Origin of the sequence: Massilia glaciei (assembly GCF_003011895.2) — a bacterium.
Classification (GTDB): domain Bacteria; phylum Pseudomonadota; class Gammaproteobacteria; order Burkholderiales; family Burkholderiaceae_D; genus Telluria_A; species Telluria_A glaciei.
The window spans coordinates 24935-50584 of sequence record NZ_PXWF02000233.1; the positions used below are offsets into that span (position 1 = coordinate 24935).

24 protein-coding genes are annotated in these 25650 nt (G+C 67.6%); 15 read left to right on the forward strand and 9 right to left on the reverse strand.

What is annotated here, in order from left to right; genetic code table 11:
- Nucleotides 1-17: 17 nt before the first annotated feature.
- The 9 genes from C7C56_RS14225 to C7C56_RS14270 all read right to left on the reverse strand — a co-directional run bounded on the left by C7C56_RS14225 (nucleotide 18) and on the right by C7C56_RS14270 (nucleotide 10082).
- Entirely contained in the window at nucleotides 18-740 is a 723-nt protein-coding gene (locus C7C56_RS14225; protein WP_229458775.1) for a hypothetical protein, read from the reverse strand.
- Nucleotides 724-1116 carry a hypothetical protein gene (locus C7C56_RS14230; protein WP_181373180.1) on the reverse strand — a complete coding sequence of 131 codons (393 nt, stop codon included), beginning with the start codon at nucleotides 1114-1116 and terminating at the stop codon, nucleotides 724-726. Before C7C56_RS14230 ends, C7C56_RS14225 begins: the two co-directional genes overlap by 17 nt.
- 5 nt (nucleotides 1117-1121) lie before the next feature.
- The gene (locus tag C7C56_RS14235; RefSeq protein ID WP_106758039.1) at nucleotides 1122-1721 is read right to left on the reverse strand and encodes a hypothetical protein; all 600 of its coding nucleotides are present in this window, start codon (nucleotides 1719-1721) and stop codon (nucleotides 1122-1124) included.
- Nucleotides 1718-3238 carry a hypothetical protein gene (locus C7C56_RS14240; RefSeq protein WP_106758040.1) on the reverse strand — a complete coding sequence of 507 codons (1521 nt, stop codon included), beginning with the start codon at nucleotides 3236-3238 and terminating at the stop codon, nucleotides 1718-1720. Before C7C56_RS14240 ends, C7C56_RS14235 begins: the two co-directional genes overlap by 4 nt.
- Before the next feature lie 7 nt (nucleotides 3239-3245).
- Nucleotides 3246-4451 carry a type II secretion system F family protein gene (locus C7C56_RS14245; protein ID WP_106758041.1) on the reverse strand — a complete coding sequence of 402 codons (1206 nt, stop codon included), beginning with the start codon at nucleotides 4449-4451 and terminating at the stop codon, nucleotides 3246-3248.
- Nucleotides 4451-6154, reverse strand: coding sequence for a GspE/PulE family protein (locus C7C56_RS14250; RefSeq protein WP_106758042.1), 1704 nt, complete (start codon nucleotides 6152-6154; stop codon nucleotides 4451-4453). The genes C7C56_RS14245 and C7C56_RS14250 overlap by 1 nt, the downstream gene beginning before the upstream one ends.
- Before the next feature lie 7 nt (nucleotides 6155-6161).
- Complete coding sequence (locus C7C56_RS14255; protein WP_181373181.1) at nucleotides 6162-7433, reverse strand: tetratricopeptide repeat protein; 1272 nt, start codon at nucleotides 7431-7433, stop codon at nucleotides 6162-6164.
- Nucleotides 7430-9235, reverse strand: a complete 1806-nt coding sequence (locus C7C56_RS14265; RefSeq protein WP_106758060.1) for a type II secretion system protein GspD — start codon at nucleotides 9233-9235, stop codon at nucleotides 7430-7432. The genes C7C56_RS14255 and C7C56_RS14265 overlap by 4 nt, the downstream gene beginning before the upstream one ends.
- A 73-nt stretch (nucleotides 9236-9308) precedes the next feature.
- Nucleotides 9309-10082 carry an ABC transporter ATP-binding protein gene (locus tag C7C56_RS14270; protein WP_106758045.1) on the reverse strand — a complete coding sequence of 258 codons (774 nt, stop codon included), beginning with the start codon at nucleotides 10080-10082 and terminating at the stop codon, nucleotides 9309-9311.
- A gap of 171 nt (nucleotides 10083-10253) precedes the next feature.
- On the opposite strand from C7C56_RS14270, the gene C7C56_RS14275 reads away from it, so the two are divergent.
- From C7C56_RS14275 to C7C56_RS14345, 15 genes are all read left to right on the forward strand, one after another.
- Entirely contained in the window at nucleotides 10254-11957 is a 1704-nt protein-coding gene (locus tag C7C56_RS14275) for a GspE/PulE family protein (RefSeq protein ID WP_106758046.1), read from the forward strand.
- 1 nt (nucleotide 11958) lies between these two features.
- A complete protein-coding gene (locus tag C7C56_RS14280; protein ID WP_106758047.1) occupies nucleotides 11959-13194 on the forward strand; it encodes a type II secretion system F family protein in 1236 nt (411 codons plus the stop codon).
- Nucleotides 13191-13721 (forward strand): type II secretion system protein, encoded by a 531-nt coding sequence (locus tag C7C56_RS14285; protein ID WP_106758048.1) that lies wholly within the window; start codon nucleotides 13191-13193, stop codon nucleotides 13719-13721. Before C7C56_RS14280 ends, C7C56_RS14285 begins: the two co-directional genes overlap by 4 nt.
- Nucleotides 13722-13770: 49 nt before the next feature.
- Nucleotides 13771-14376, forward strand: coding sequence for a prepilin-type N-terminal cleavage/methylation domain-containing protein (locus C7C56_RS30495; RefSeq protein ID WP_181373182.1), 606 nt, complete (start codon nucleotides 13771-13773; stop codon nucleotides 14374-14376).
- Nucleotides 14377-14489: 113 nt separating this feature from the next.
- Nucleotides 14490-15068 carry a pilus assembly FimT family protein gene (locus tag C7C56_RS14295; RefSeq protein ID WP_106758050.1) on the forward strand — a complete coding sequence of 193 codons (579 nt, stop codon included), beginning with the start codon at nucleotides 14490-14492 and terminating at the stop codon, nucleotides 15066-15068.
- Nucleotides 15058-15699 (forward strand): MSHA biogenesis protein MshD, encoded by a 642-nt coding sequence (locus tag C7C56_RS14300; protein ID WP_106758051.1) that lies wholly within the window; start codon nucleotides 15058-15060, stop codon nucleotides 15697-15699. The genes C7C56_RS14295 and C7C56_RS14300 overlap by 11 nt, the downstream gene beginning before the upstream one ends.
- A complete protein-coding gene (locus C7C56_RS14305) occupies nucleotides 15696-16610 on the forward strand; it encodes a prepilin-type N-terminal cleavage/methylation domain-containing protein (protein ID WP_106758052.1) in 915 nt (304 codons plus the stop codon). Before C7C56_RS14300 ends, C7C56_RS14305 begins: the two co-directional genes overlap by 4 nt.
- Nucleotides 16607-17071: an agglutinin biogenesis protein MshP gene (locus tag C7C56_RS14310; protein WP_106758053.1), complete on the forward strand. Its 465-nt coding sequence runs from the start codon at nucleotides 16607-16609 to the stop codon at nucleotides 17069-17071. The genes C7C56_RS14305 and C7C56_RS14310 overlap by 4 nt, the downstream gene beginning before the upstream one ends.
- An 11-nt stretch (nucleotides 17072-17082) precedes the next feature.
- Complete coding sequence (locus C7C56_RS14315) at nucleotides 17083-20355, forward strand: DUF8613 domain-containing protein (RefSeq protein WP_146204487.1); 3273 nt, start codon at nucleotides 17083-17085, stop codon at nucleotides 20353-20355.
- 282 nt (nucleotides 20356-20637) lie between these two features.
- Nucleotides 20638-21582 (forward strand): type IV pilus biogenesis protein PilM, encoded by a 945-nt coding sequence (locus C7C56_RS14320; protein WP_106758055.1) that lies wholly within the window; start codon nucleotides 20638-20640, stop codon nucleotides 21580-21582.
- The gene (locus C7C56_RS14325; protein ID WP_106758056.1) at nucleotides 21579-22226 is read left to right on the forward strand and encodes a PilN domain-containing protein; all 648 of its coding nucleotides are present in this window, start codon (nucleotides 21579-21581) and stop codon (nucleotides 22224-22226) included. The genes C7C56_RS14320 and C7C56_RS14325 overlap by 4 nt, the downstream gene beginning before the upstream one ends.
- The gene (locus tag C7C56_RS14330) at nucleotides 22223-22891 is read left to right on the forward strand and encodes a hypothetical protein (RefSeq protein WP_106758057.1); all 669 of its coding nucleotides are present in this window, start codon (nucleotides 22223-22225) and stop codon (nucleotides 22889-22891) included. The genes C7C56_RS14325 and C7C56_RS14330 overlap by 4 nt, the downstream gene beginning before the upstream one ends.
- Nucleotides 22876-23244 carry a general secretion pathway protein GspB gene (locus C7C56_RS14335; protein WP_229458776.1) on the forward strand — a complete coding sequence of 123 codons (369 nt, stop codon included), beginning with the start codon at nucleotides 22876-22878 and terminating at the stop codon, nucleotides 23242-23244. Before C7C56_RS14330 ends, C7C56_RS14335 begins: the two co-directional genes overlap by 16 nt.
- 13 nt (nucleotides 23245-23257) lie before the next feature.
- Complete coding sequence (locus C7C56_RS14340) at nucleotides 23258-25120, forward strand: type II secretion system protein GspD (RefSeq protein WP_106758059.1); 1863 nt, start codon at nucleotides 23258-23260, stop codon at nucleotides 25118-25120.
- A gap of 45 nt (nucleotides 25121-25165) precedes the next feature.
- The coding region (locus tag C7C56_RS14345; RefSeq protein ID WP_146204488.1) for an ExeA family protein at nucleotides 25166-25650 on the forward strand (485 nt) is incomplete at its 3' end.

Genomic DNA, 25650 nt, shown 5'->3' on the forward strand with positions numbered 1-25650 from the left:
CATTGATCGTCCCATGGTCATCGCAACGCGCGCGCGGCGCGCATCCTGTCGAGCAGCACCGGCAACGGAATCCAGGTCAGCATGTCGTCGAATTCGCCGCCGGGCAGGCGCGGGTCGCCGCTCGCGGCGCGCCGCATAAAGTGGCGCCCGGCCCGCTGGTTGTGCATTTCGTCGGTGTTGGAGCCGGAACTGTTTGCCTGCAATATTCCCTCCACGCTCGTTCCAAGATTGTTCTTGCCGCTGGAGAACAGCACCGCCGGCACGCACTGGGAATCGGGCCCGCAGGCGGCTTCGCCCGCCACGTAATACGGCATGCCGCGGCTGTCGCGGTCGAGCACGGTCTTGCTTGGCGCCGGCGCGCCGCCTTGTATGGCGGCATTGGCGAAGCCCGGGGTGACGCTGTAGCGCAGCAACTTGCCCCAGCCGTCGACCGGATCGACGCCGAGCGTGACGCCTGGCAGCAATCCGGTGCAACTTTGCTCATCGTTGCATGGCAAGGGGTTCTCCCTGCCGTCGATGGCGGACGCCGCCGGGCGCGGCAGCCGTCCGTGGGCAAGCGCATGCCCGATCAATGCCTCCTTCGCCTGGGCCAGCGCGCGCAGCGTGCGCCGCTCGCGGGCCGCGTCCGGATTGGCGCGTCCGAACGTGCCCATGAGCAGCGTGGCGGCGCCGAGTCCGGCCAGCGTGACCAGGATCAGCAGGGCGGCGCCGCGCTGGCGCCGCCTACGGTTCATCGACATCCTTGAATCCATCCTGTGCCGGATCGTACCGCTGTCCAGGTTTGAGCCTGACGCGCTTGCCGGTGCCGAGCTCCATTGTCAGCGAGGGTTTGGTGCCGGGCGGCGACACGCCGTTCTGTTCATCCTTTTGCGCCACGCCATTGATCCACACGGTCGACTTGCCCTTGCTGCTTCGAAGTATTCCGTTGAGCAGCAGCGGAGGCGGCGGCGGGGCCGGCACGGCCGCTGGCGGTGGCGCCGGCTGCGCGACGCCATCGGCGGCGCGCAGGGCGTCGAGTTCGCCGCGCTCCGACGGCGTTGTGAACAGCCGGCCGAGGGCGGGTGTTTGCGCATGCGCCAAGCCGGCGCCGAGCGCGCCCGCAAGCAAAAATGACATCAGTTTCATCGTGCGCCCCCGGGGTTGTCGGCCAGCGTCACCCAGACCAAGGTGCAGTCGGCGGCAAGGCGGGCGGTCCTGATCGAGCCGGCCGGCCCCTCCTTGCGCGTGATGCTGCAGTCTTGCACCGTGAACAGACCATGCTCGCGCAATGCGTCAAGAAAATTGAACAGATCCATCTCGTGCAGCAGCCCCATCGACAGTTGCATGCGGCTCGCGCGCAACTGGTAGCCTCCAAGCGCCATCGGCACGTCCATGGCGACTCCCTGCTGGGGGGCGAATCCAAAGCTTAAGGGCGGCAACTTGCGCGCGGCCTGGATTGCCCGGATGGCCTCGGTCCATGCGAGACGCCGCTCGTCGCCGACCATGCCGGCATGCTCGAGCTGCATGAAGCGGGGCTGGTAAATACTGGTCTCCCGCCTGCTGGTCTCGAGCGCTGCAAGCCCTCCGGCGGCAAGTTGCCGCGCTTGCGCCGCGTGGCGCAAATCATCGCGCGCTTGTCCCACAAAATAGTGGCTCAGGGCTACCGCGCTAACGGCGGCCAACAGCGCCGCTGCGCAGATGAGCAGCGGCCGGCGCACCGAGGGCGGCTCGGTTCGCCTCATGGAGTCCAGCCCAAAGACAGGATGAAGCCCGCCTTGCCCTCGGGCACGGCGGCCCCTGCCGTGCCGGACAGGCGCGCGCCCGGGCCGACCTCGAGCGGCGCGGCGACAATCCGCACCCGCAATCCCGGCCGCGCCGAAAGTAGCGACACCAGGCGGTTCATGCTGTTGAACGCCTCCCGGTAGTTGCCATGGTCGAGCGCGAGCGCGGCGTGCACACGCAGGGTTTCGGGCGGACGGCCCCCGATCCCCAAGCTGCGCGCGGAGGGGGGCGCATCCGCTTCGGCGGCGGGGGACCGTGCCACCTGCCATTCGAGCAAGCTTAGCTTTAACTGCGGCAACTGGTCGAGCGCGGCGCCGAGGATCTCCAGCAGCGGCCCCGGATGCGGGCCGTGGCTTGCCAGCATCTGTTCGAGTTGCACGGCGGCCTTCATTTTGGCCGGCTCGTTCACGCTGGGCGGCAAGGCCTTGCTCGCCTGGCGGTGGCGCGCCATGATCTCCTGCGTCTCCTTGCGCAGCGCGGCGTGCCGCTCATCGGCCACGCCGGCCGCCCACAGGTTGGCCGCGGTCCATACCGCGCCGGCGGCCAGCAGCGCGCCGGTTCCCAGCCTGAGTGCGCCGCGCGCCTGCCAGATCCGGTGGCAGCGTCCGAGCGGGCCGAGCGGAAAGTGGCTGGCCGGTGCGTGCCGCGCTAGCGCCGCGAGCAACAGTTGGTCGGCCAATGGCGGCGTGTGCTCCATGCCGAGGCTGTGCGCGGCGGCGGCCAGCCCGACAAAACGCCAGCGCACCTGTGGCCCGTCATCGCACAAAGGTTCCAAGGCCCCGATGGCGGCGTCGTCGGCGATGATGGTCACCTCGATTTGCTGCTCGCGCTCGAGCTGGTGGGTGCTGGTGAGGAACTGGCGCGTCTTGCCGACCTCGGCCACCAGCATCGATGGCGCCGCCGTGCCCCCGCTGAGCGCGGTCAGGCGGCTGAATTTGAGCTCGTTTCCTTGGAAGTAACTTTCGCGCAGGCCACCGGCCTGCTGCGTCACGAGCAGCAGGTGGGGGCGCGCCAATCCAAGTTGTCGCACCAGCGAGGCCGACAGGAAGGCCGCCGAATACAGCGCGGCGAGCGGCACGGCGTGCGCCTCTATCAGCCCCAGCCAGTGCGCGATCGGTGCCGGATTGGTGAGCGCCGACAGCAACACCTGGTCGTCGCGCCGGCCGTCGCGCGCGCGTCCCTGCACGGCCGCATGCCTGAACGGCGTGTCGCGATAAAGCTGGCCCAGGCGCCGCCCGCGCAGGGCGCGCCCGGCCGTGCCGCGCACATGGGGCAACAGATGGCGCTGGAAATCCTCCTCGATGACGTCGGCCACGATGTAGGTCGGCAGTTCGCGGTGCCCGGCGAGCCAGGCGCCGAACGCCTCGGTGCCCGCGCGGTCGCCGCCAAAGGCCGGGCCCGGCGTGAAGCGGCCGCGGCGCCACCCGAAAACGCTCAACTGCTCGTTGGTGATGATGAAAAATTGTTTGCTAAGCACGGGCGCCTCAGGTCTTGATCTGGCTGATGGTGTCGTAGATCGGCCCGAGCACGGACAGCATGATCCACCCGAGCAGGAGGCCGAGGATGACCGTCATGGCCGGCTCGATCATCGCTTGCACCTTTTCGATCGTCTCGCGCACTTCGCGGTGATAGAAATAGCTCACGTTGCGCAGCGCGGCGTCGAGCGAGCCGGTGGCCTCGCCGACCTTGAGCATGCGGATCACGAGCGGCGGAAAGATGCCCGCGTTCTGGAACGCCGCGGTCACGCTTTGCCCCTCCGATATATAGCGCGCGGCGCGCCCGAGGCCGGCCGCGATCACGCGGTTGTTGACGATGCCTTCGGACAAACGGATGCAATCGAGGATCGCGATGCCCGAACCGTACATCAGGCCGAAATAGGTCGCGAAGCGCGCCAGCGTGATTTTGCGCAGCACCGGACCGACCACGAACAGGCGCAACTTGAGACCGTCGGCCGTGTAGCGCGCCGTCTCGCTGTGGCGCAGCCAGAGCCGGGCGGCCGCCCACGCGAGCACGGGCAGGGCCAGGATCAGGTACCAGTAGTTGATGAACACACTCGAGACGGCGATCAGCACGCGCGTTTGCAGCGGCAATACGCCGCCCATGTTGCCGATGAAGGCCGTCAATTGCGGCACCAGGAAGATCATGAGGAAGAACGTCACGGCCAGCACCACGACCCCGACCACGAGCGGGTAGATCAGGATGCGCTTGGTCTGCGCGGCGAGCTCGTCCTGCCATTTGATGCTCTCGGAAAGCTTGCGCAAAACCTCGTCGAGCCTGCCGCTGCTCTCGCCGGCGGCGATCAGGCTGGTGAAGGTGCCGTCGAACACGCGATCGTGGTGCGACAGCGCCCGCGACAGCGGCTGGCCGCCCTCGATGCTTTCGATCAGGTCGCTGACGACATCGCGCAATCGCGCGTGTTCGCAACTGTCGCGCAGGTCGCCCAGTGCCTCGAGCATCGGCACGCCGGCCGCCGTCATCTGCTCCATGTGGAAACAAAAATTGATCAACTCCTTGCGCCGCACCGTGCGCTGGCCGAAGCCGGGCGCGGGACGCCCCGTCGGCCGGAAGTCGACCAGGTCGAGCTCCATGCGGTGCAGGCGCAACTCGAGGTCGGCGCTGTTGCTCGCCTCCATGCTGCCTGGCACCAAGCGGCCGGCCGCGTCCATGGCCCGGTAGGCATACTGCGCCATCAGGCCAGCCGCTCGCTCAGGTCGACCACGCGCGCCACCTCGGCCAGCGAGGTGGTGCCCTCGAGCACGCGCCGCACGCCATCGTCCTGCAGCGCGCGAAAGCCGCCTGCGCCGGCGGCCGCGCGCAGTTCGCGCGCCGGGGCGCGCCGGGCGATCAGCTCGTCGAGTTCGGGCGTGACCCGGAGCAGCTCCATGATCGCCAGCCGGCCCTTGTAGCCTTGGTGCGCGCAGCGATCGCACCCTACCGGGCGGCACACGGCGACTTCGTGCGCGGCCTGCGACAGCCCGAGCAGGCGGCGCTCGTCGGCGTCGGCCAGGCCGCCCGCCTTGCAATGGACGCAGAGCCGGCGCACCAGGCGCTGCGCGACCACGCCGATGATATTGCCGGCCAAAATGTCGGGCAGGATGCCGATGTCCTGCAGCCGCGACACGGCGCCGATGGCCGAGTTGGTGTGCAGGGTCGAATACACCTGGTGCCCGGTCATCGCGGCCGAGAACGCCATCTCGGCCGTTTCGCGGTCGCGGATCTCGCCGACCAGGATGATGTCGGGGTCTTGCCGCATCATCGAGCGGATGCCGTCGGCAAAACCCATCTTGGCCGACTCGTTGATCGAGGTCTGGCGGATCATGTTCATCGGATACTCGACCGGGTCTTCGAGCGTCATGATGTTGACGCTCTCGGTGTTGATGTGGTTCAGGATCGAGTACAGCGTGGTGGTCTTGCCGCTGCCGGTCGGGCCGGTGACGAGGATCACGCCGTCGGGGCGCGCGATCATGCGCTTGAGCAGCGCAAGTTCGGCGCCGGCCAGGCCGAGCATGTCGAGCGGCACGATGCCCTTCTGGCGGTCGAGCACGCGCAGCACGAAGTTCTCGCCGTGCGAGGTCGGCTGGGCCGAGGCCCGGAAGTCGATCTGGCGGCCCGAGAACTTGATCGAGATGCGCCCGTCCTGGGGCGCGCGGGCCTCGGCGATGTTCATATTGCTCATCACCTTGAGCCGCACCGTCATGGCCGGCCAGTACGATTTGTGCAGGCTGCGGATCTGGCGCAGGATGCCGTCGATGCGGTAGCGGATCCGCAGGAAACTCTGCTCCGGCTCGAAATGGATGTCGGACGCGCCGTGCTGGACCGCGTCGGCCAGGATCGCGTCCATCAGGCGCACCATCGGCTGGCTGTATTCGTCGGACGTGGCGGCCATGCCGGCGGCGGTGGCCTCGCCGGTCTCGATCTCGATCAGGATGCCGTCGATCGACAATTCGAATCCGTAAAACTGGTCGATCGCGCGCGCGATGTCGAACTCGGCCGCCAGCATCGGCGTGATCGTGATGCCCTTGACCAGCATCGCGCTGATCTGGTCGAGCGCGACGATGTTGCTGGTGTCGGCCATCGCGAGGATCAGCTTGTCACTGTCGCGCTCGTAGACGATGGGGAACACGCGGTAGCGCTTGGCCACCTCCTTCGGGATCAGCTTGAGCGCGACCGCGTCCACCACCAGGCTGGTCAGGTCGGCGCTTTGCTGGTTCAGGTTCTCCGACAGCGCCTCGCGCACCGTGGCCTCGGTCACGAAGCCTAGCGTGATGAGCAACTTGCCGAGCGGCTCGCCGCCCCGTTTCTGCTCGATCAGGGCGATGCGCAACTGGTCCTCGCTGACGACCCCCTTCTGGATCAGCAGCTTTCCGAGCGGGATTTTGGACTGTTCGGCCATGGTGTCCTCAGCCTTCGAGTTCGGCGATGCGCCGGCGCACCGTGTCGTGGTCGAAGTCGGCCTGGCCGTCCCTGCCCAGGGCCAGCGCGCGCCGGTAGTAGTCGAGCGCCAGGGCGGGCTGGTTGAGCCGGTCGAGCCCGACCGCGAGGTTGAAGGCGTAGTCGGCGTTGCCGGGCATCGCCGCGAACGCGCGGAAGTACGCCTGCTGCGCCTCCTGCCAACGGCCTTGCTGCGCGTACAGGTTGCCCAGCGTAAAAAGGACCGGGGCGTTGTCGGGCGTCGCCCGCAGCACGTGGCGCAGGCCGCTTTCGGCCCGGTTCGGATCGAGCTGGCGCAGGGCGCTGATGGCGGCGATGGCGTCGCCGTCGTTGGCGTCGAGCGATAGCATGCGCTGGTACAGGGCCAGCGCCTGGTCGGGGTGGCCCTCGCGCAGCGCGATCGCGGCCAGGCCGAGCATGGCGTCGCGGTTGTTGGGGTCGCGCGCGAGCACCGACGCGTATTGCTGGCGCGCGCCTCGCAGGTCGCCTGCGGCGAACTGCGCATAGGCGCCCTCGAGCGCCGGATCGACGCGCTCGGGCGTGCTGGCGCGGGCGATGCGGATCGCGCCGCCGTCGGGCCCGGCCGATGGGGGCTCGGCCGCCAGGGGCGCCCCGGCCGGCAGCGCGGCGCTCGCGGGCGGCGGACCGGAGGGGGCGTCCGACGCGGCGGGTTCCGCCGGCGGGCCGTCGAGGTTCTGGGGCGCCATCGCGCGCTCGTCGCGCGCGGCGCCGCCGAAGCGTTCCGAGACCGGGGCCTCGGTGACGGGCGGCGCCGGCGCCACCAACGGCTCCAGCAACGGCTCCGGCGACGGCTCCGGCAACGGGTCCACCAACGGCTCCACCAACTGCGCCACCGGTTCGGCCGCCTGTGGCCAGGGCGCCGGCGCGGCGACGATGACGCCGCCCTGGCCCGGCATCGGCACCATCGGCAAGTGCTTCGACGCACCCCCGCCGTGCACGGAGCGCCAGTAAATGCCCGCGAACGTGGCCAGCACCAGCACGCCGAGCGCGCACAGGGCCGCCAGGCGCAGCATGCGCGGATCGCGCCGCGCGGGCGGCGGGGCGGGGCGGGGCCGGGCCGGATGCGCGGCGGCGTCTTCGGGCACGGGCCCGCGCGCGCTCTCCTCGGGATGCGCGGCGGCGGCCGGCTCGAGCGGCGCGAGCACCAGTTCCGGCGCCTCGGCGCCGTTGTTCTGGCGCGCCCGTTCGGCCTTGTCGAGCGCTTGCTGCAGCAGGCTCACGAACCGCCCCCGGGCGCCGGCAGCAGATAGCGGAAGTTCTTGAAGTCGCCGTTCAGGCTCGCGTCGCGGATCACGACCGGGCGCAGGAAGATCACCAGTTCGGTCTTGCTGGCGGTCTCGTTGCGGTAGGCGAACAGTTTGCCGAGCAGGGGCAGGCGGTTGGCGCCGGGGACGGTGTCGCGGGTCTGGTCGACCGAGTCCTGCATCAGGCCGCCGAGCACCGACACTTCGCCGCTGAACACCTTGAGGATCGATTCGACCTCGCGCGCCTGGATCACCGGCACCCGGCTGACCACATTGCTGGCCGCGAGCGCCGGGTTCGGGTCCTGAACGAAGCCGACGATGCGCGTGATGGTCGGGCGCACATTGATGGTCACCTCGTCATTCTCGGCGATCTGCGGCGTCACGCTCATGACGAAGCCGACCGGCACCGTCTCGAGCTTGGACTCGTAGGTGGCCGGGGTCGTCACGGCGCCGTTGGGGCCGATCACGGCCGGGGTCACCTTGATCGTGAAAAAGACATTGTTGTCGACCACCTTGAGCATCGCGGTTTGATTGTTGAGCACGCTTATCTTAGGGCTCGACAGCACTTTGACGGTGCCGAACGACTCGAGCAGCTGGACCGCCGTCGAGATGTTGCCCAGCGCCGAGGCGGGGTTCAGATAGTTGATCGAGAACAGGCCCGGGGTGGCGCCGACCGCGATACCCGAGTCGAGCGTGGTGCTGCCGATCTGCTTTTGCTGCAACGACAGCGCGCCCTTGACGAGCGACCAGTTGATGCCCTGCTGGTACTGGTCCGACAGGCGCACCTCGATGATGGTGGCCTCGATCATGACCTGGCGCCTGGCGCTGCCGAGCACCAGGTCGAGCAGGGCTTGGATTTTTTCGTGCTGGCGCCCGGTCGCGCGCACGGCCAGCAGGCCGGCCTCGGGATTGATGATGACCGAGCCCAGGCCGCTTGGCCTGGGGGCGCCGAACGCGGCCAGCACATTGTCGGGGGGTTGCCCGGGCGCGGCGCCGGGGGCGGCCGCCACGCCCGAGCCCGCCTGCGCCGCGCCCGCCTGCGCCGGGGCGGCCGGCGCCGCCGAGGCGCTGATGGCCGTCGGCGGGTCGTTCAAGGTGGTGTCGCGCAGCATGTCGCGGATGTTGCGCTCCAGGCTGGCCCAGAAGTTGTTTTCGGAGCGGTTGGTCACCGAGGTGGTCGAATTGTTGTTGCCGCTGTTGCCGGCCGGGGCAGGGCCCGTGGGCGTCGGCGGCGCGCCCGCTTGCGCGGGCGCGGCCGCCGCGCCGCCGCCGGTGGTCGAGATCTGGGTCGCGATGTTGACGCTGCTGACCGTGCTGCGCGCCATATTGACGTAATCGATCTTGTAGTTGCGCCACACCAGGCCGTCCGGCATCACGGTCAGGACGCCGCCCTCGATCTCGTAGCGCATGTCGACCTGCCTGGCGATGCGGGCGAGCAGCTGCGGCAGGGTCTGGTCGAGCGCGTTGAGCGTGACCGTGCCCTCAATCCCGCCGTGGACGTCGACGTTGAGTCCGGCGTCGCGCGCGAGCGCGAACAGCAGCGACTGCACCGGCACCTTGTGCACGCTCACGCTGTAGGTTTCGAGGCGCGGCGACGGCTTCGGCGGCGCCAGCGCGCGGCTGTGGCGCACCGGCTCCGGGATCGCGCCGGGCACCCGCGCCGCGGCCGTGACGTGCGAGGGCGAACCCGGCAGCGACGGGCTGGCGCATCCGGCCAGCAGGGCGGCACTGAACGGGGACAACAAAGGGAATAGTAAAACCACTGCCGATTTCTTCATGCGTGTTTCCGCGTTCCGCACTGGCGCGCGCGCCAGGTCCGTCCGCTTCAAATCCTTTAACCAGTGGAAAATATTACGCCAAATCCCGTTGCGGTGGCGCGCTTGCGCAGCCGTGCGCGGCGCCGCTTGTGCCTTCGCCAACACAGGCGATGAACGCCTGCTCGAGGCTGGCGCCGCCATAGCTTTCGCGGCATGCCGCGGGGCTGCCGACGAAGCGCAGGCGGCCGCCGTGCAGGATCGCGATGCGGTCGCAGATCTGCTCGACGTCGGCCAGGCTGTGCGCGCTCAAAAAGACGGTTTCGCCGCCGCCGCGCCGGCGCAACTGCCGCTTGACGGCGGCGCGCGCGAGCGGGTCGAGCCCGCCGAGCGGTTCGTCGAGCACGAGGATTTTCTTGTCCGACAGCAGGCAGGCCGCCAGCCCGAGTTGCTGCGTCATGCCTTTCGATAACTTGCGCACCTTTTTCCGCAGCACATCGGGCTCGAGCGCGAGCGCGCCCAACATTTGCTCGACGGCGGGCGGCCCGTAGCCGGCCCGGTGCAGCTTGCGCATGGTCGCGAGGAACTGGCCGCCCGTCAGGTACCAGGGCGGCATGAAGCGCTCGGGCAGGAACGCGAGCGGCGCGCGCGCGGCCGGCGACAAATGGGGCCGGCCCTCGATGTCGATGCGGCCGGCGTCGAGCGCGACGAAATCGAGCAGGCATTTGATGAGGCTGGTCTTGCCGGCGCCGTTGACGCCGACCAGGCCGAACAGCTCGCCCCGGCCCACCCGCAGGTCGATGCCTTTGAGCACCGGCGTGGATGAAAAATGTTTGACGACTTGTTGGAAGTGCAGGGCGGGGATGTTCATGCGCGACGGAGGGTGGGGCGGACCCGCCGACTTTAGCGCAGCGCCGCCGCCGCGCGCAATGGCGCAATGACACACTTGCGACACTTATCCCCACTAAATATGGCGCGAAACGTTAATTTCCGCATTTGTGGCATAGAATAGCCCTGAAGAAATAACTTTCAAGGGAAGTCCATGGCAAGACCAGAGAAAATCCGTCTCGGCGAGATCCTTGTCCAGCAACGCCTGCTCTCGGAAGAGCAACTGACCCTTGCCCTGACCGACCAGAAACGCTCCGGCCGCAAGCTGGGACGGGTCTTTGTCGAAAAGGGCTTCGTCACGGAGGAGCAGATCTCGGGCGCGCTCGCGCGCCAGCTCGACATTCCCTACATCAATCTCAAGTTTTACAACGTCAATCCCGACATCGTGCGCATGCTGCCCGAGACGCAGGCGCGCCGCTTCCGCGCGCTGGTGCTCGAGGAGCGCCGCGGCGTGCTGCTCGTCGGCCTGGCCGACCCGACCGACCTGTTCGCGTACGACGAGATCGCGCGCCTGGTCAAGAAGAACATCGAGCTGGCCGTGGTCAACGAGACCGAGGTGCTCGCCGCGATCGACCGCATCTACCGGCGCACCGGCGAGATCACCGATTTCGCGCGCGAGCTCGAACAGGACGTGGGCGACGCCTTCGTCGACTTCGGCGCCCTGGCGAGCAACCCGGGCCTGGAGGAGGCGCCCATCGTCAAGCTGCTGCAGTCGGTGTTCGACGACGCCACCCAGGTGCGCGCCTCCGACATCCATATCGAGCCGCAGGAGACGCGGCTGCAGATCCGCTTCCGCATCGACGGCGTGCTGCACCTGCAGACCGAGGCCGACCTCAAGATCGCCACGCCGCTGGCGCTGCGCCTGAAACTGATGTCCGAACTCGACATCTCCGAAAAGCGCCTGCCCCAGGACGGCCGCTTCGCCATCAAGGTCAAGCAGCAGCGCATCGACGTGCGCATCTCGACCATGCCGACCCAGTTCGGCGAATCGGTCGTGATGCGCCTGCTCAACCAGGGCGGCATGAACCTCAAGCTCGACGCCATCGGCATGCCCCAGGAGATGGTCGCCAAATTCCGCGCCATCGTGCAGCGCCCCAACGGCCTGGTGCTGGTGACCGGGCCGACCGGGAGCGGCAAGACCACCACCCTCTACAGCGCGCTGGCCGAGCTCAACTCGGTCGAGAAGAAACTGATCACGGTCGAGGACCCGGTCGAGTACCGGCTGCCCGGCATCAACCAGGTGCAGGTCAACGACAAGATCGAGCTGACCTTCGCCAAGGTGCTGCGCTCGGCCCTGCGGCAGGACCCGGACATCGTGCTCGTCGGTGAGATGCGCGACCAGGAGACCGCGCAGATCGGCCTGCGCGCGGCCATGACGGGCCATCTGGTGCTCTCGACCCTGCACACCAACGACGCCGCCAGCACCCCGCTGCGCCTGATGGATATGGGCGTGCCGCGCTACATGGTCGGCAGCGCGCTCCAATGCGTGCTCGCGCAGCGCCTGGTGCGCTTGGTCTGCGAGAGCTGTTCGCAGCCGCACGAACCGACCCCGTCGGAGTCGGCATGGCTGCGCATCGAACTGGGCGAGCAGGTCAAGACCACCAAATTTTTCCATGGCAAGGGATGCTCGCATTGCAACGGCATGGGCTACCGCGGCCGCACCGGCGTCTACGAGCTGCTCGAAATGACCCAGGCCGTGGTCGACGCCTCCAACCACCACGATCCGGCCGTGTTCCTGGCCGCGGCCAAGGCCGAGATGGCCGGCCAGACCCTGCGCCGCCACGCCGTGCACCTGGCCACGGTCGGACGCACCACCGTGGCCGAGGCCATGCGCATCAGCAACCAGCAGGAGAGCTAGCGTGCCCTTTTTCTCGTACAAGGGACGCAACTCCAGGGGCGAGATGCTCGAGGGCGTGCTCGAGGGCGCCGACAGCGGCGCCATCGCCAGCGCGCTGTTTAGCACAGGCATCACCCCGATCGAGATCGTCGACGCCAAGAAGCCGGCCTCGACCGGCGATGCCGGCCACGGCTGGTGGGACGCGCTCACCGAGCGCAAGGTCACCTCGATGGACGTGCAGTTGTTCAGCCGCCAGTTGTACACCCTGCTCAAGGCGGGCGTGCCGATCATGCGCGCTCTGGCCGGGCTGCAGGAGTCGGCCACCAGCAAGGCCTTCGCCACCGTGCTGCGCGACCTGCGCGACTCGCTCGACGCCGGGCGCGAGCTGTCGACGGCGATGCGGCGCCATCCGACCGTGTTCTCGAACTTCTACCTGAGTATGGTGCGGGTCGGCGAGATGACCGGCCGCATGGAGGACGTGTTCCTGCGCTTGTTCGACCACCTCGAGTTCGACCGCGAGATGCGCGAGCGGGTCAAGTCGGCGATGCGCTATCCGAGCTTCGTGGTGGTGGCGATGGGCGTGGCGATGGCGATCGTGAACGCGTTCGTGATCCCTGCGTTCAAGAAGGTGTTCGACAGCTTCCACACCGAGCTGCCGTTGATGACGCGCATTTTGATCAATTTCTCCAATTTCACCGTCACCTACTGGCCGCTGTTTTTCGCCGTGGCCATCGGCGCGGCGATCTTCGCGCGCAGCTATCTGGGCACCGTCAAGGGTCGCTACAACTGGGACCGCACCAAGCTGCGCCTGCCGATCGCCGGCAAGATCGTCATGAAGGCGACGCTGGCGCGCTTCGCGCGCAGTTTCGCGCTCGCCACCAGGAGCGGGGTGCCGATCGTGCAGGCGCTCACGACGGTGTCGCAGACGGTCGACAACGCCTACCTGTGCGCCCGCATCGAGCAGATGCGCGACGGCGTCGAGCGCGGCGAGAGCATCCTGCGCACGGCCGTCGCCGCCGGCGTGTTCACCCCGGTGGTGCTGCAGATGATCGCCGTCGGCGAGGAGACCGGCTCGCTCGACGAACTCATGGACGAGATCGCGCGCATGTACGAGCGCGAGGTCGACTACGAGCTCAAGTCGCTGTCGGCGCAGATCGAGCCTATCCTGATCGTGTTCCTCGGCATCATGGTGTTGATCCTGGCGCTGGGCATTTTTCTGCCGATCTGGGACCTCGGCAAAGCGGCGCTCAAGAAATGAGCGGCGCCGCGCATGCCGGGCGCGCGCGCCGCTCCGGCTTCACCTTGCTCGAGCTGGCCGTGGTGGTCGCGATCGTCGCCATCCTGGCGGGGGCGTTGTTAAAACGCGTCAGTTTTTACAACGAACAAGCCGAGTTGGCGGCGATGCAAACGGTGCTCGGCGCGCTGCGCGGCGCCCTCCACATGAAGGCGGCGCAATTGATCGCCAAGGGCCGCACTGAAGAATTGACAAGCTTCGTTGACAGAAACCCCATGGATCTGTTGGCGGAAAAACCATCTAATTATATTGGTGAGTATTTTTCGCCACAGAGTTTCACAATTACTCCCGGGAACTGGTATTTTGATCGCCAAAAATTGCTTCTCGTGTATATTATGAAGTCTGGAGGAGAGCTCCAGACCGACCAACCCAAGCAGCTTCGATTCAAGATTCGCGTGCTGTTGGCGGGGGACGCCGAAGGCCCAGAACATGCCGAGAACCCCGCGCACGATACGATTGAGGGTGTTGCCCTAAGTCAAATAAACGAGTAAGCTCAGGCTGAATTCTTTCCGTAGTACAACTGTTTGTAGGAGATCGACAATGAAGACATATCAAATGCCAATCCGCAACCGCGCCCAGGCCGGTTTCACCATCATCGAGTTAATCGTTGTGATCGTCATCCTCGGCATTCTTGCAGCGACGGCCCTGCCGCGCATGTTTGATATGTCGACCCAGGCCCGCATGGCCAAGATGAACGCCGCCGTCGGCAGCGTCAAGGCGGCCAGCGCTACCGCGCACGCGCAATGGCTCGTCGCCGGCGGCAAGCTCGGTTGCGCCGCCTGCGGCCCAGCCGGCGCGGTGGTGGCACCGACCCTGATCGCGGCCGAAGGCACGAACGTGCCAACCTTCGGCGGCTATCCCGACGTCGGCGGCGACGGCGCGGCGCAATCGGCGACGGCGTCCGGCGGCATCGCGGCGGCGGCCAATCTGGACACCAACGACTATGTCGTCGCCACCAATGATCCGAGCATCACGCCGATCGTACCGAGCACGACCACGCTGTGGGTGTCGGCCGACGCAGCGCATCCGAAGTGCGTGTTCACCTATACCGAGGCGACCCAGAGCGCCGACGTGGCGGACACCACGCCAACCGTGACGGCGGTGCCTGCAATCGTCCAGAGCGCCATCAACGAAACCAATTGCTAAGCCTTCCGATCAACTGATCGTTCGCTAGTGCAGCACCGGACAGGCCAAGCGATTGGCCTGTTTTGCTTTGCGCTCCAAGCGGGCCTAACCTTCCACAAGGGCATCGAGGCGCCATGCGACAGACCCGACCACACGCCGCCATCAGAACCGCCGCCAAACGGCGCGCGCGCGCTTTCACGCTCGTCGAAATGGTGCTGGTGATCGTCATCGTTGGCATCCTCAGCGCGGTGGCCGCCGCGCGCATCATGGACCGCGGCGTCACCGACAGCGCCGTCTTCGCGGAACAGGGCAGGGCGATGCTGCGCTACGCGCAAAAAGTGGCGGTGGCACAAAACCGCGACGTCCATGTGCGCCTCGACGGCGCTTCGATCTCACTGTGCTACCAGCCAGGCGCGGGCTGCCCGGCCGGCGCGCGCGTGCGCGCCCCCGGTGGCGCCAATTCGGACAGCGCGGCCACCAAAGCGGCCTGCGGCGACAGCACCTGGCATTGCGAGGCGCCGCCGACCAATATAACGCTGACCACGCTGCCCGGGATCACCGCGTTCTACTTCGACCCCATCGGAAAACCGTTCGCCTCCACCGACGTCTCGCCGACGACGGTGTCGAGTTTCACCACGCTGACGGTGCGCGTGAGCGCCGGCGGCAGCAACCGCGACACCACCGTGGAACGGGAGACCGGCTATGTCCACTAACGCGGCCCGCAGGCGCGGCGAGGGCGGCCTGACCATCATCGAGCTGATCATTTTCATCGTGGTCGTCGGCGTCGGCGTGCTCGGCTTGATGGCCGTGTTCCAGCTCACCAGCGGCGCGGGCGCCGACCCGCTCCAGCGCAAGCAGGCGCTGCTGATCGCCGAGGGTCTGCTCGAGGAGGTCCAGTTGGCGCGCTTCACCTATTGCCACCCGGACGATTCGGCCGCCGAAACCGCCGCCGACGTGGGCGACTGCACCATACCCGAGGCGGTCGGCCCGCTGCCCGGCGAGGTGCGCCCGTTTTACAACATCAACGACTACGTGGCCAGTTTCAACACCTCCACCTCGTTCACCGCCGGCGATTCAACGGGCATCATCACCGATGTCGCCAGCACCACCGCGGTGGACTACAGCGGCGACTACACCGCCAAGGTGACGATCAACAGCGAACCGAAACTCGGGCCGGTCGGCGCGCCGATTCCGGCGCTGGCGGCGGGCGCCAACGACGCCAACACCGACGTGTTGCGCATCAAGGTCGTGGTCACCTACGGCGTGGCCGTCAACGGCGGCGCGCGGCCCACCATCGAGCTCGACGGCTACCGCACGCGCCATGCGCCGAACAGCGTCCCATGATCGGGCCCCGCATTTCCCACAGCCCCATGCCCCGGCGCCGCGCGCGCGGATTCACGCTGGTCGAGGCCATCGTCGTAATCGTGATCACCGGCATCGTGGCCAGCTTCGTCGCCGTGTTCGTCAGGGTGCCGGTCAAGAGCTACGTTGAGTCGGTCGCGCGCGCCGAGGCGACCGACATGGCCGACTACGCGATGCGCCGCATGGCGCGCGAGATCAGGCTGGCGCTGCCCAATTCGGTGCGTGTGACGACCAGCGGCAGTACCGTCTACCTCGAGTTCCTGCTCACCAAGGCCGGCCTGCGCTACCTCGGCGACGACGATGTCGGCACCGCCGGCACCGTGCTCAGTTGGAGCGACACGACGGCCTACGCATTCACCGTCGTCGGCGGCGTGCCGACCGACCGCCGGGCGCCGATCGCCGGCGACTGGGTCGTCGTCTACAACCTCGGGCCCGACCAGGAGCCCGCCAACGCCTATGCCGACTGCGCGGCCGCGCTCGGCTGCAACCGGGCCCCGATCGAATCGGTCGACAGCGCGGCCGGCACGATCACGCTCAAGAGCAATCCGTTCGCCGCCCAGGCCAGCTCGGCCGCCGGGGTGAGCCTGAGGTCGCCGGGCCGCCGCTTCCATATTGTCAGTTCGCCCGTGACCTACGCCTGCGACGGCGCCACCGGCAGACTGACCCGTCACTGGGACTACGCGATCGCGCCGGCGCAACCGACCGCGCCGGCCGTGCTCGGGCAAGGCGCCTTGCTCGCAAGTAATCTGTCATCTTGCGAGTTCACCTATGCCGGGCTGGCCAATGTGCACAGCGGGCTGGTGGGTATCAAACTGATGCAAAAGGTCGATGACGGCAACAACGCGCCGCCTATGACGCTGTTGCAGCAGGTACACGTCGAGAACACGCCATGAACCGATCGAAGAAGTCTGGAAGCGCGCCGCGGCGCCAACGGGGTCTGAGCATGATTGCCGCCGTGTTCCTGCTGGTGGTGCTGGCCGGGTTGGCCGCGGCGCTGGTGAGCCTGTTCACGGTGCAGCAGGCCAGCAGCGGGCTCGACGTGCTCGGCGCGCGCACCTACCAGGCCGCGCGCGCGGGCATGCAATGGGGCCTGTACCAGCAATTGCGGGTGCAGCCGCCTTCGATCGCCTGCTTCGCCTCGCCGAGCACGTTCCGCCTGCCCGCCGACGCCAGCCTGGCGGCGCTGACGGTGACGGTCACCTGCGCCGCCCACCCGGGCAACGCGGCCGGCAACACGACCAACCGCTGGACCCTGACCGCGACCGCGTGCAACGAACCGGGCGCGGCGGGTTGCCCGAATGCCAGTCCAAGCAGCGATTACACGCAACGCCGCCTGCAGGCCGAGCTCAACTGAAGGGGACGGGGATGATTCCGATGCTTACCGAACAGGACCGGGACAAACCGGCGCGCCGCCCGCGGCGCCTGCCCGGCCTGCGCGCCGCGCTCGCGGCCCTGCTGCTGTGGCTGTGCGTGGCGCCGGCGGCGCTGGCCGCCTTCACGGTCAATTACATCACCATCAACGGCGTCGCGACCCGCACCATCCCGGCGGGCACCTTCTCCGTCACGGTCAATGTGACGCTCACCGAGGGCTGGTGGTGGCGCTCGACGATTTTTTCGACCTCGACCAGCGGCATTTCGTGCCACCACAGCAGCATACAGCCGAACTACCGGTACAATGGCACGCATAACTGGACCTACAACATGAACCTGCCGACCCTGGTCGGCCAGCAGTTGCTGGTCCAGGGCACGCGCGACCCGAACTGCACGGGCATCCGCTACGCGCTCACGCCAAACGTGCTCACGATCGCCGTCAACGGGGCCAACCCGACCAACACCACGGGCAGCGTCACCTGGACCGTCAGTTTCAGCGAGCCTGTGAACGGTGTCAGGCTGGGCGACTTCGGCCTGGTCAAGACCGGCATCGGCGGGACCTCGGAGATCGTTTCCGTGACCAGCAGCGACGGCAGCGGCGCCTTTGCCATCGGCACCACCGGGAGCGCGCGCTATGGCACGGTCTACACGGTGACGGTGAGCACGGGAACCGGCAGTGGCACGATCGGATTGAACGTGACCGATTCCGACACCATCGTCAACCTCGGCGGGGTTCCCCTGGGCGGCGCCGGCGCGGGCAACGGCAGCCGTACCGGCGCGGTGCTGACCATCGACCGCACCGCGCCGGTGGGCACGATCAGTTGCCAAACCCCTGCCCTGTGCGGGACGTCCAACCCCACCGCGGCCACCTCGGTGACCTGGCAGGTCGTATTCTCCGAGGCCGTCACGGGTGTCGATGCCGCCAAATTCGCACTCTCGGGCACCGGCACGGCCGGCTCGGCGATCACCTCGGTCACGGGCAGCGGCACGACCTACCTGGTCACGGCCAATACCAGCGTCTCGGGCACGCTGGCGCTGAACCTGACGCAGAACCTGGGGACGCTGCTCGACTTGGTCGGCAACGCGGCCACGGCGACGAGCGCGAGCCTTTCGAACACCTACACGGTGCAGATCGCCCCCGCCCTCAACCATGTGCGCATCGTGCACGACGGCACCGCCCTGACATGCCTGCCCGAGACCGTGACGATCAAGGCCTGCGCCAACGCGGCCTGCTCGAGCCTGTACATCGGCGCCGTGTCGGTGACGCCGACGGTGGTCACCGGCGTCACCTGGTCGCCCAATCCGATCGCCTTCAACAACGGTTCGGCCACCGCCACCGTGCGCAGAAGCGCGACCGGCACGCTCACGTTGGGCGGCACGGTGACGGCGCCGGCCGGCACCAGCCTGACGTGCCAGAACGGCGCGACGGTGGGCGATTGCGCGCTCGTGTTCAATACCAATTCGTGCACGTTCGACGCGGTCGAGCCGACCCTGAACGCCAACTCGTCGATCTATACCAAGCTCTCCGGCAACGCCTTCTCGCTCGACGTGCTCGCGCTCGCAAGCGGCGCGCCGGCGCCCTCGTCGACGGCGACGGGGACGGCGACCGTGATGGACGCGAGCGCCGTCAGCACGGCTGAGCCGTGCGGCACCACGGCCTTGTCGCCGGGACAAAATTTCGCCTTTAACGGCAGCACGGGCCGCGCCACCATCACATTGACACCCTATTTCCAGGCGGCCAGGAACGCGCGCATAAAAATACTCACGAGCAATGGCGTGACCTCATGCTCGTCGGACAATTTCGCGCTGCGGCCGCGCAATCTGAGCGTCACGTCGGCCGGCGCCTATCCCGCCACCGCCGACGCCGCGGGGGTGAGCGCGAGCGCGACCGTGGCGGGCAACGTCTTCAGCGCCGGCTCGGAAGCGTTCAGCCTGGCCGCCGCGCCGACCTCGTTCGTACCTTCGCCGGCCGGTCCCGTGACGGCCGTGACCGGCTACAATGGCGTGCCCCTGATCAACCAGAACCGCGTGCAGCCATCGGGCGCGACCCAGGGCAGCGTCGCCGGCGTTTTCGCGGCGGGCAGCCTGAGCGGCGGCAGCTGGGCCGCGCGCGGCGACGCGTTCACGTATTCGGAGGTGGGGTACTTCCGCTTCCAGCCCTGGGGGGTCTACGACCAAGGCACGTTTGCCGACGTGGACCGGCTCAAGGCCACGCCCGAATGCTACAGCGACGCGAGGTTGAATTCGACCCTTGACCCGGCCGATCCGAATGTTCTGGTCAGCAATAAATTCGGCTGCTATTTCGGCAATAATGCCGCCTCGCCGTATGTGGGCCGCTTCGTTCCCGATCATTTCGCCCTCAGCGCCGCGGCGGTGGTCAACCGCAGCAGCCTGTCGTGCCCGGTTGCCTCGACCTTCACCTACATGGGCGAGGCGATGGCGCCGACCCTGACGCTGACGGCGCGCAACGCCGCGGGCGGGACCACTTTCAATTACACGGGCACGTTCGCGCGGTTCGCGCCGGCGGCGCAAATGAACCTGCGCGCCATCGACGACGCGGCCCCGACCCGCACCCCGTTCCCCGCCTGCGCGGCGCTAAAGGCCCATCCCTGCATCAGCGCCGATACCGTCACCGGCAGCTTCACCAATGGCGTGGCGAGCGCGATCCGGCTGCCGATCACCGTTTTCCGTCCGCTCGCCCCGGTCGGGCCGTTCGCCGCGTTCAAGGTCGGCGTCAAGCCGGTCGACAGCGACAATGTCGCCCTCAAGGCGGCCGACCTCACGCTCGACCCGGTCAACGCGGCCGCCGCCGCGGCCACGCATGCGAAGCTTGGCGCGACCCCGGCCATCCTGCGCCACGGACGCCTCAACATCGCCAACACCTATGGTTCCGAATTGCTCGACATGGGCGTCAAGATGACGGCGCAGTACTGGGCGGGCGGCAGCTACCTCACCAACGGACTGGACAATTGCAGCGGGCTCGATGGGACCGATTTCACGATGATCCACGACGGCTCGGGACCCAACGGCATCAACGCGGACAATATGAGCATTGGCGAAAACTTCCTCGACGGCGCCGAGCTCGTCGGCGGGGTGGGCAAGATTGTCCTGCGCCGGCCGATGACGGCGGCGCCGGCGAACCTGCGCCCGACCAAAAAAGGCAGTGTCACGCTCAAGTCGAGCCGCGACTATCTGCCCGGACAAGGGCGCGCCACCTTCGGGGTGTACAAGTCAGGGCCGGTTATCTATGTCCGCGAGACCTACTAGGAGACTGTCATACTTTTAGGCGCGTCGGCCGCAAAAAGCGCTGGACGAACCACCCGTTCTCGCTTCCAATAGCTCGCCATCGGCACCACGAAATCGTCAAAATCTGTCCTCGCCCGGCACTTTTTTCGCTTCGACTCCCCAAGCCCGACCTCCTCCTGCGCGCGAATTTGTTACTAAATGGTTGCTCAATTGAAAAAATTCAGACGAATTTGGACTAAATGTGAATATAATCAACAAGCTAGGGCGGATTGCTTACAAAACATTCAGTAACGGATTGCGCGCATGGGATTATTCGGTAAAAAGGTGAAGGGCGCAGGGTGGTTGGCGATCGGCTTCGACGCCGACGGCGTCCACGCGGCCAGCCTGCGCCACGCCGACGCCAAGGCGCCGCAGGTGACGGTGGCCAAGTTCTACCCGAGCGCCGCCGGCAAGTCGGTCGACGCGCTCGAGAAGCTCGCGCGCGAGGTGCAGGCGGCGCGCTTTCGCTGCTCGACCTTCCTGTCGGTGGCCGAATACCAGATGCTCGCGGTCGAGGCCCCCAACGTCCAGCCCGAGGAGCTCAAGGTCGCGGTGCGCTGGCGCCTCAAGGACATGCTCGACTTCCATGTCGACGACGCCACCATCGACGTGCTAGACATCCCGCCCGACGCCAGCGTGGCCGGACGCACCCATTCCATGTTCGCCGTGGCGGCGCGCAACAGCGTGATCGAGGCGCGCCAGGCCCTGTTCGTCGGCGCCGGCGTCGAACTCGACGCGATCGACATCCCGGACACGGCCCAGCGCAACATCTCGGCCCTGCTCGCGCCCGAGGGGCGCGGCGTGGCCATGCTCGCGTTCACGGACGAAGGCGGGCTGCTCACGGTCACCTACAACGGCGAACTGTACCTTTCGCGCCGGATCGACGTCACGCTCGAGCAGGTGCACGAGGTCGACCTCGAGCGGCGCGAGCGCGCCTTCGAGCGCATCATGCTCGAGCTGCAGCGCTCGCTCGACCACTTCGACCGCCAATTCCATTTCATCACCGTCGCCAAGCTCGTGCTCGGGCCGATGCCGCCGTGCGGCCTGCACGCCCACCTCGCCACCAACCTCTACATGCAGGTCGAGGAGCTCGACCTGGCCAAGGTGTTCGACCTGTCGCTGGTGCCCGAACTGAACGAGGTCGCGCACCAGCAGCGCTTCTTCCGCAGCCTCGGCGCGGCGCTGCGGATCGAGGAGAGGGTGCTGTGAGCCAGCAAATCAACCTCTTCAATCCGATTTTCCGGAAGCAGAAAAAATACTTTTCCAGTGTCACCATGCTGCAGGGGCTGGCCATCATCTGCGTCGCCTGCGCGCTGCTGGCGGCCGACGCCGCGCGCCGCGTGCGCGGACTCCAGATCCAGGCCGCCGCCAGCGCCACGCTGCTGGCCGAGACCGAACGGCGGCGCGAGCTGGCGAAGGTGCAATTTCCACCACGCAAGAGGGATCCCGTGATCGGCGCCCAGATCGCCGAGGCGACGGCGCGGCTGGCGGCGCTGCAGGGCGCCTCGGCCGTCCTGCGGCGCGGCGACTTCGGCAACGCGAACGGCTTTTCGGAGTACTTCCGGGCGTTCGCGCGGCGCACCGTCTCCGGTTTGTGGCTCACCGAGCTGACCGTCAGCGGCGCCAACGCCCAGATCGGCGTAAAGGGCAACACGCTGCGCGCCGAACTGGTCCCCGCCTTCATGGCCGAGCTGGCGCGGGAGCCCGTGATGAAGGGTAAGAGTTTTTCGGCGCTCAACATCGCGCAGGCGCCCGAGGCGGCCCCGGCGGAGGGCGGCGCGACGCCGCGGCGCTACCTGAGCTTCAAACTTGACGCCTACGGCGCCGGGGCGCGCACGGCGGGCGCGCCATGAAGAAATACTGGCTGCTGGCGAGCGCGCGCATCGACGGCCTGACCCTGCGCGAGCGCGCGATCCTGTTCGGCACGACCGCGGCGCTGCTCGTGTTCATGGTGTTTTTCTTCTACCTCAATCCGCAGTACGCCAAACAGAAGGCGCTGCTGAGCCAGATGGCGCACAACCAGGACCAGATCGCCGGCGTCGAGGCCGAGATCGTGCTCAAGATCCAGGCCCACACGGTCGACCCGGACGCGGTCGACCGCGCCAGGCTCGAACAGATCACGGGCGAGGCCGACAAGCTGTCGGCCTCGCTGATGGCTTTGCAGCAGGGCATGGTGCCGCCCGAGCGCGTGATCCCCCTGCTCGGACAGATGCTGCGCGCGCATGGCGGCTTGAAGCTCAAGTCGCTGCGCACGCTCGGCGAGGCCGCCGCCACCGACGCGGCGGCCGCGGCGCCCGCGACGGCGGGCGCGGCGTCGGCGCTGCTGCACCAGCACGGCGTCGAACTGGTGGTGCAGGGGAGCTATTCCGACATGGTCGCCTACATGGCCTCGCTCGAGCGCATGCAAGGCCAGGTGTTCTGGGCCAGCGCGGCGATGCGGGTCGACGAGTATCCTAACGCGACCCTGACGCTTAGCCTGTACACCATCAACCTGGACAAAAAATGGCTCAAGCTTTGATGCGCGCCGCCGCCCCGCTCGCGGCGCTGTGCGCCGCGCTGGCGCTGCCGGCGCGGGCGCAGCCGATGAACGACCCGACCCGGCCGCCGCCGCTGTTCTACCTGCCCGCGGGCGCGGGCGCCGCCGCCGCGCCGGCCGGCACCCCGCAACTGCAGTCCCTGCTCATTTCGCTGCGCCCCGGCGGGCGCCGTGTCGCCGTGATCGACGGCAAGACCGTGCGCCAGGGCGACCGGGTCGGCGGCGCCGTGCTGGCCCGCATCGAAAGCACCCACGTGGTGCTGCGCCGCGGCGGCAAACTGGAAACGATCAAGCTTTACCGTCCGGCCGCCACGATTGCAACTGTTCAACCATAGAGACCGACAACGTATGCAAAAATTTATCAGGATTGCCGGTTGGATCGGAACCGCGGCCGCGCTCGGCGCGTGCTCCGCCGTCGCCCCGCCCAAGCACGCCACCTACGACGCCATCAGCAAGGACATCCGCGCCGAGGCGGCGCGCGCGGCCCAGCCGGCGGCGCGCCCGAACGAGGCGGTGGCCAACGCGCTGCTGCCGCCGGTCGCATCGATCAGCAGGGGCCTGCCGCGTGCGCGCGCGGCGCTCGAGGAGCGCTTCAATGTGGCCTTCAACAACGTGCCGGTCCAGCAGTTCTACAACTCGCTGGTGGTCGGCACCCGCTACAACATGCTGGTCCATCCCGAGGTCAGTGGCACCGTCTCGGCCAACCTCAAGGACGTGACCATGGCCGAGGCGCTCGACGCGATGCGCGAGATGTACGGCTACGACTTCAAGATCGAGGGCACGCGCGTGTCGATCAAGCCGCTGACGCTGCAAACGCGGGTGTTCCAGGTCAACTATCTGCTCGGCAACCGCGCCGGCAGCTCGAGCCTGATGGTGTCCTCGACCTCGGTCTCTAGCGCGGGCGGCAACCAGAACGGGCAGAACGGCAACAACAACAACGGCAACAACAGCGGCGGCAACAACAACGGCAACAACGGCAACAACGGCAACAACAACGGCAACAACAACGGCAACAACAACGGCAACAACAACGGCAACAACGGCAACAACGGCGGCGGCGCCAGCAGCAACGTCAGCACCAACACCAGCAGCGCCTTCTGGGAGGAGCTCAAGCTCGCGCTCGAAGCCATCATGGGCGCCGGCGAGAAGGACAAGACCGGACGCACGGTCGTGGTCAGCCCGCAGTCGGGCGTGGTGGTGGTGCGCGGCATGCCCGACGACCTGCGCAACGTCGACGCCTACCTGAAGGCGACCCAGTTGTCGGTCAACCGCCAGGTCATCCTCGAGGCCAAGATCCTCGAGGTCGAACTCAACGACAGTTACCAGATGGGCATCAACTGGGCCGCCTTCTCGACCTCCCACAACGGCGCGCGCGTTTCAAGCGGCTTCATGCAGCCCGGCGTGGCGCTGCAACCGGCCGCCCCCGGCGCCTGTTGCACCCCGGGCGCGCTGAGCAGCACCGGCGAGGCCGCCTTCAACGCCGTCACCGGGCGCGCGATCGGCGCGGCGGCCGGCGCGGCCGGCTCGCTGTTCGGGCTGGCCCTGCAAACGTCCAATTTCGCCTCGCTGATCTCGTTCCTCGAGTCGCAGGGCACGGTGCATGTGCTCTCGAGCCCGCGCATCGCGACCATGAACAACCAGAAGGCCGTGCTCAAGATCGGCACCGACGAGTTCTACGTCACCGGCGTCACCAACAACGTCAACAGCAGCCTGGCCGGCGCCATCACCAACACCCCGAGCGTGACCTTGCAGCCGTTCTTCTCGGGCGTGGTGCTCGACGTCACGCCGCAGATCGACGGCGAGGGCAACGTGCTGCTGCACGTGCACCCGTCGGTGAGCCAGGTCTCGACCGTCAACAAGGGCATCAACCTCGGCGCGGGCGGCTCGGTGTCGCTGCCGCTGGCCGCCTCGAGCACCTCCGAGATGGACAGCATGGTGCGCGGCCAGAACGGGCGCGTGATCGCCATCGGCGGCCTGATGCGCCAGGCCGCCACCGGCGACCAGTCGCAGGTGCCCGGCGTGGGCGGTATCCCGGGGCTCGGCGCGCTGTTCCGCAACACGGGCAGGGTCAGCCAGAAGCGCGAGCTGGTGGTGCTGATCAAGCCGACCATCGTCGACGGCACCGGCGCCAACGCCTATGGCACCGAACTCGACGACGCCAGCCGGCGCATCGACCAACTCAATCCGCGCGCGGCGACGGAGCCGCGTTGATGCGCGCGCGCGCCGCACGGCGCATCTACTTCGCGGGGTCCGGCCATGTACACGGCGCACTTTGGCTTGCGTGAGATTCCGTTCGGCATCACGCCGGACACCTCGTATTTCTTCACCAGCCCGCACTCGCAGGAGGCGCTCAACACCCTGCTCGTGGCCGCCCGCAACGGCGAGGGCTTCATCAAGATCACCGGCGAGGTCGGCACCGGCAAGACGCTGCTGTGCCGCAAGTTCATGGCCACCCTCGACGACGGCTTCGTCACCGCCTACATCCCCAATCCCTTCCTCGAGCCGCGCACGCTGATGATGGCGCTGGCCGACGAGCTCGAGGTGGTATTCACCCGCAACGTCAACCAGCACCAGTTGCTCAAGGCGATCAACAAGCGCCTGCTCGAGCTGGCCGCGGCCGGCAAGCGCGTGCTGCTGTGCCTCGACGAGGCGCAGGCGATCCCGGTCGAGAGCCTCGAGGCGCTGCGCCTGCTGACCAACCTCGAGACCGAAAAGCGCAAGCTGCTCCAGATCGTGCTGTT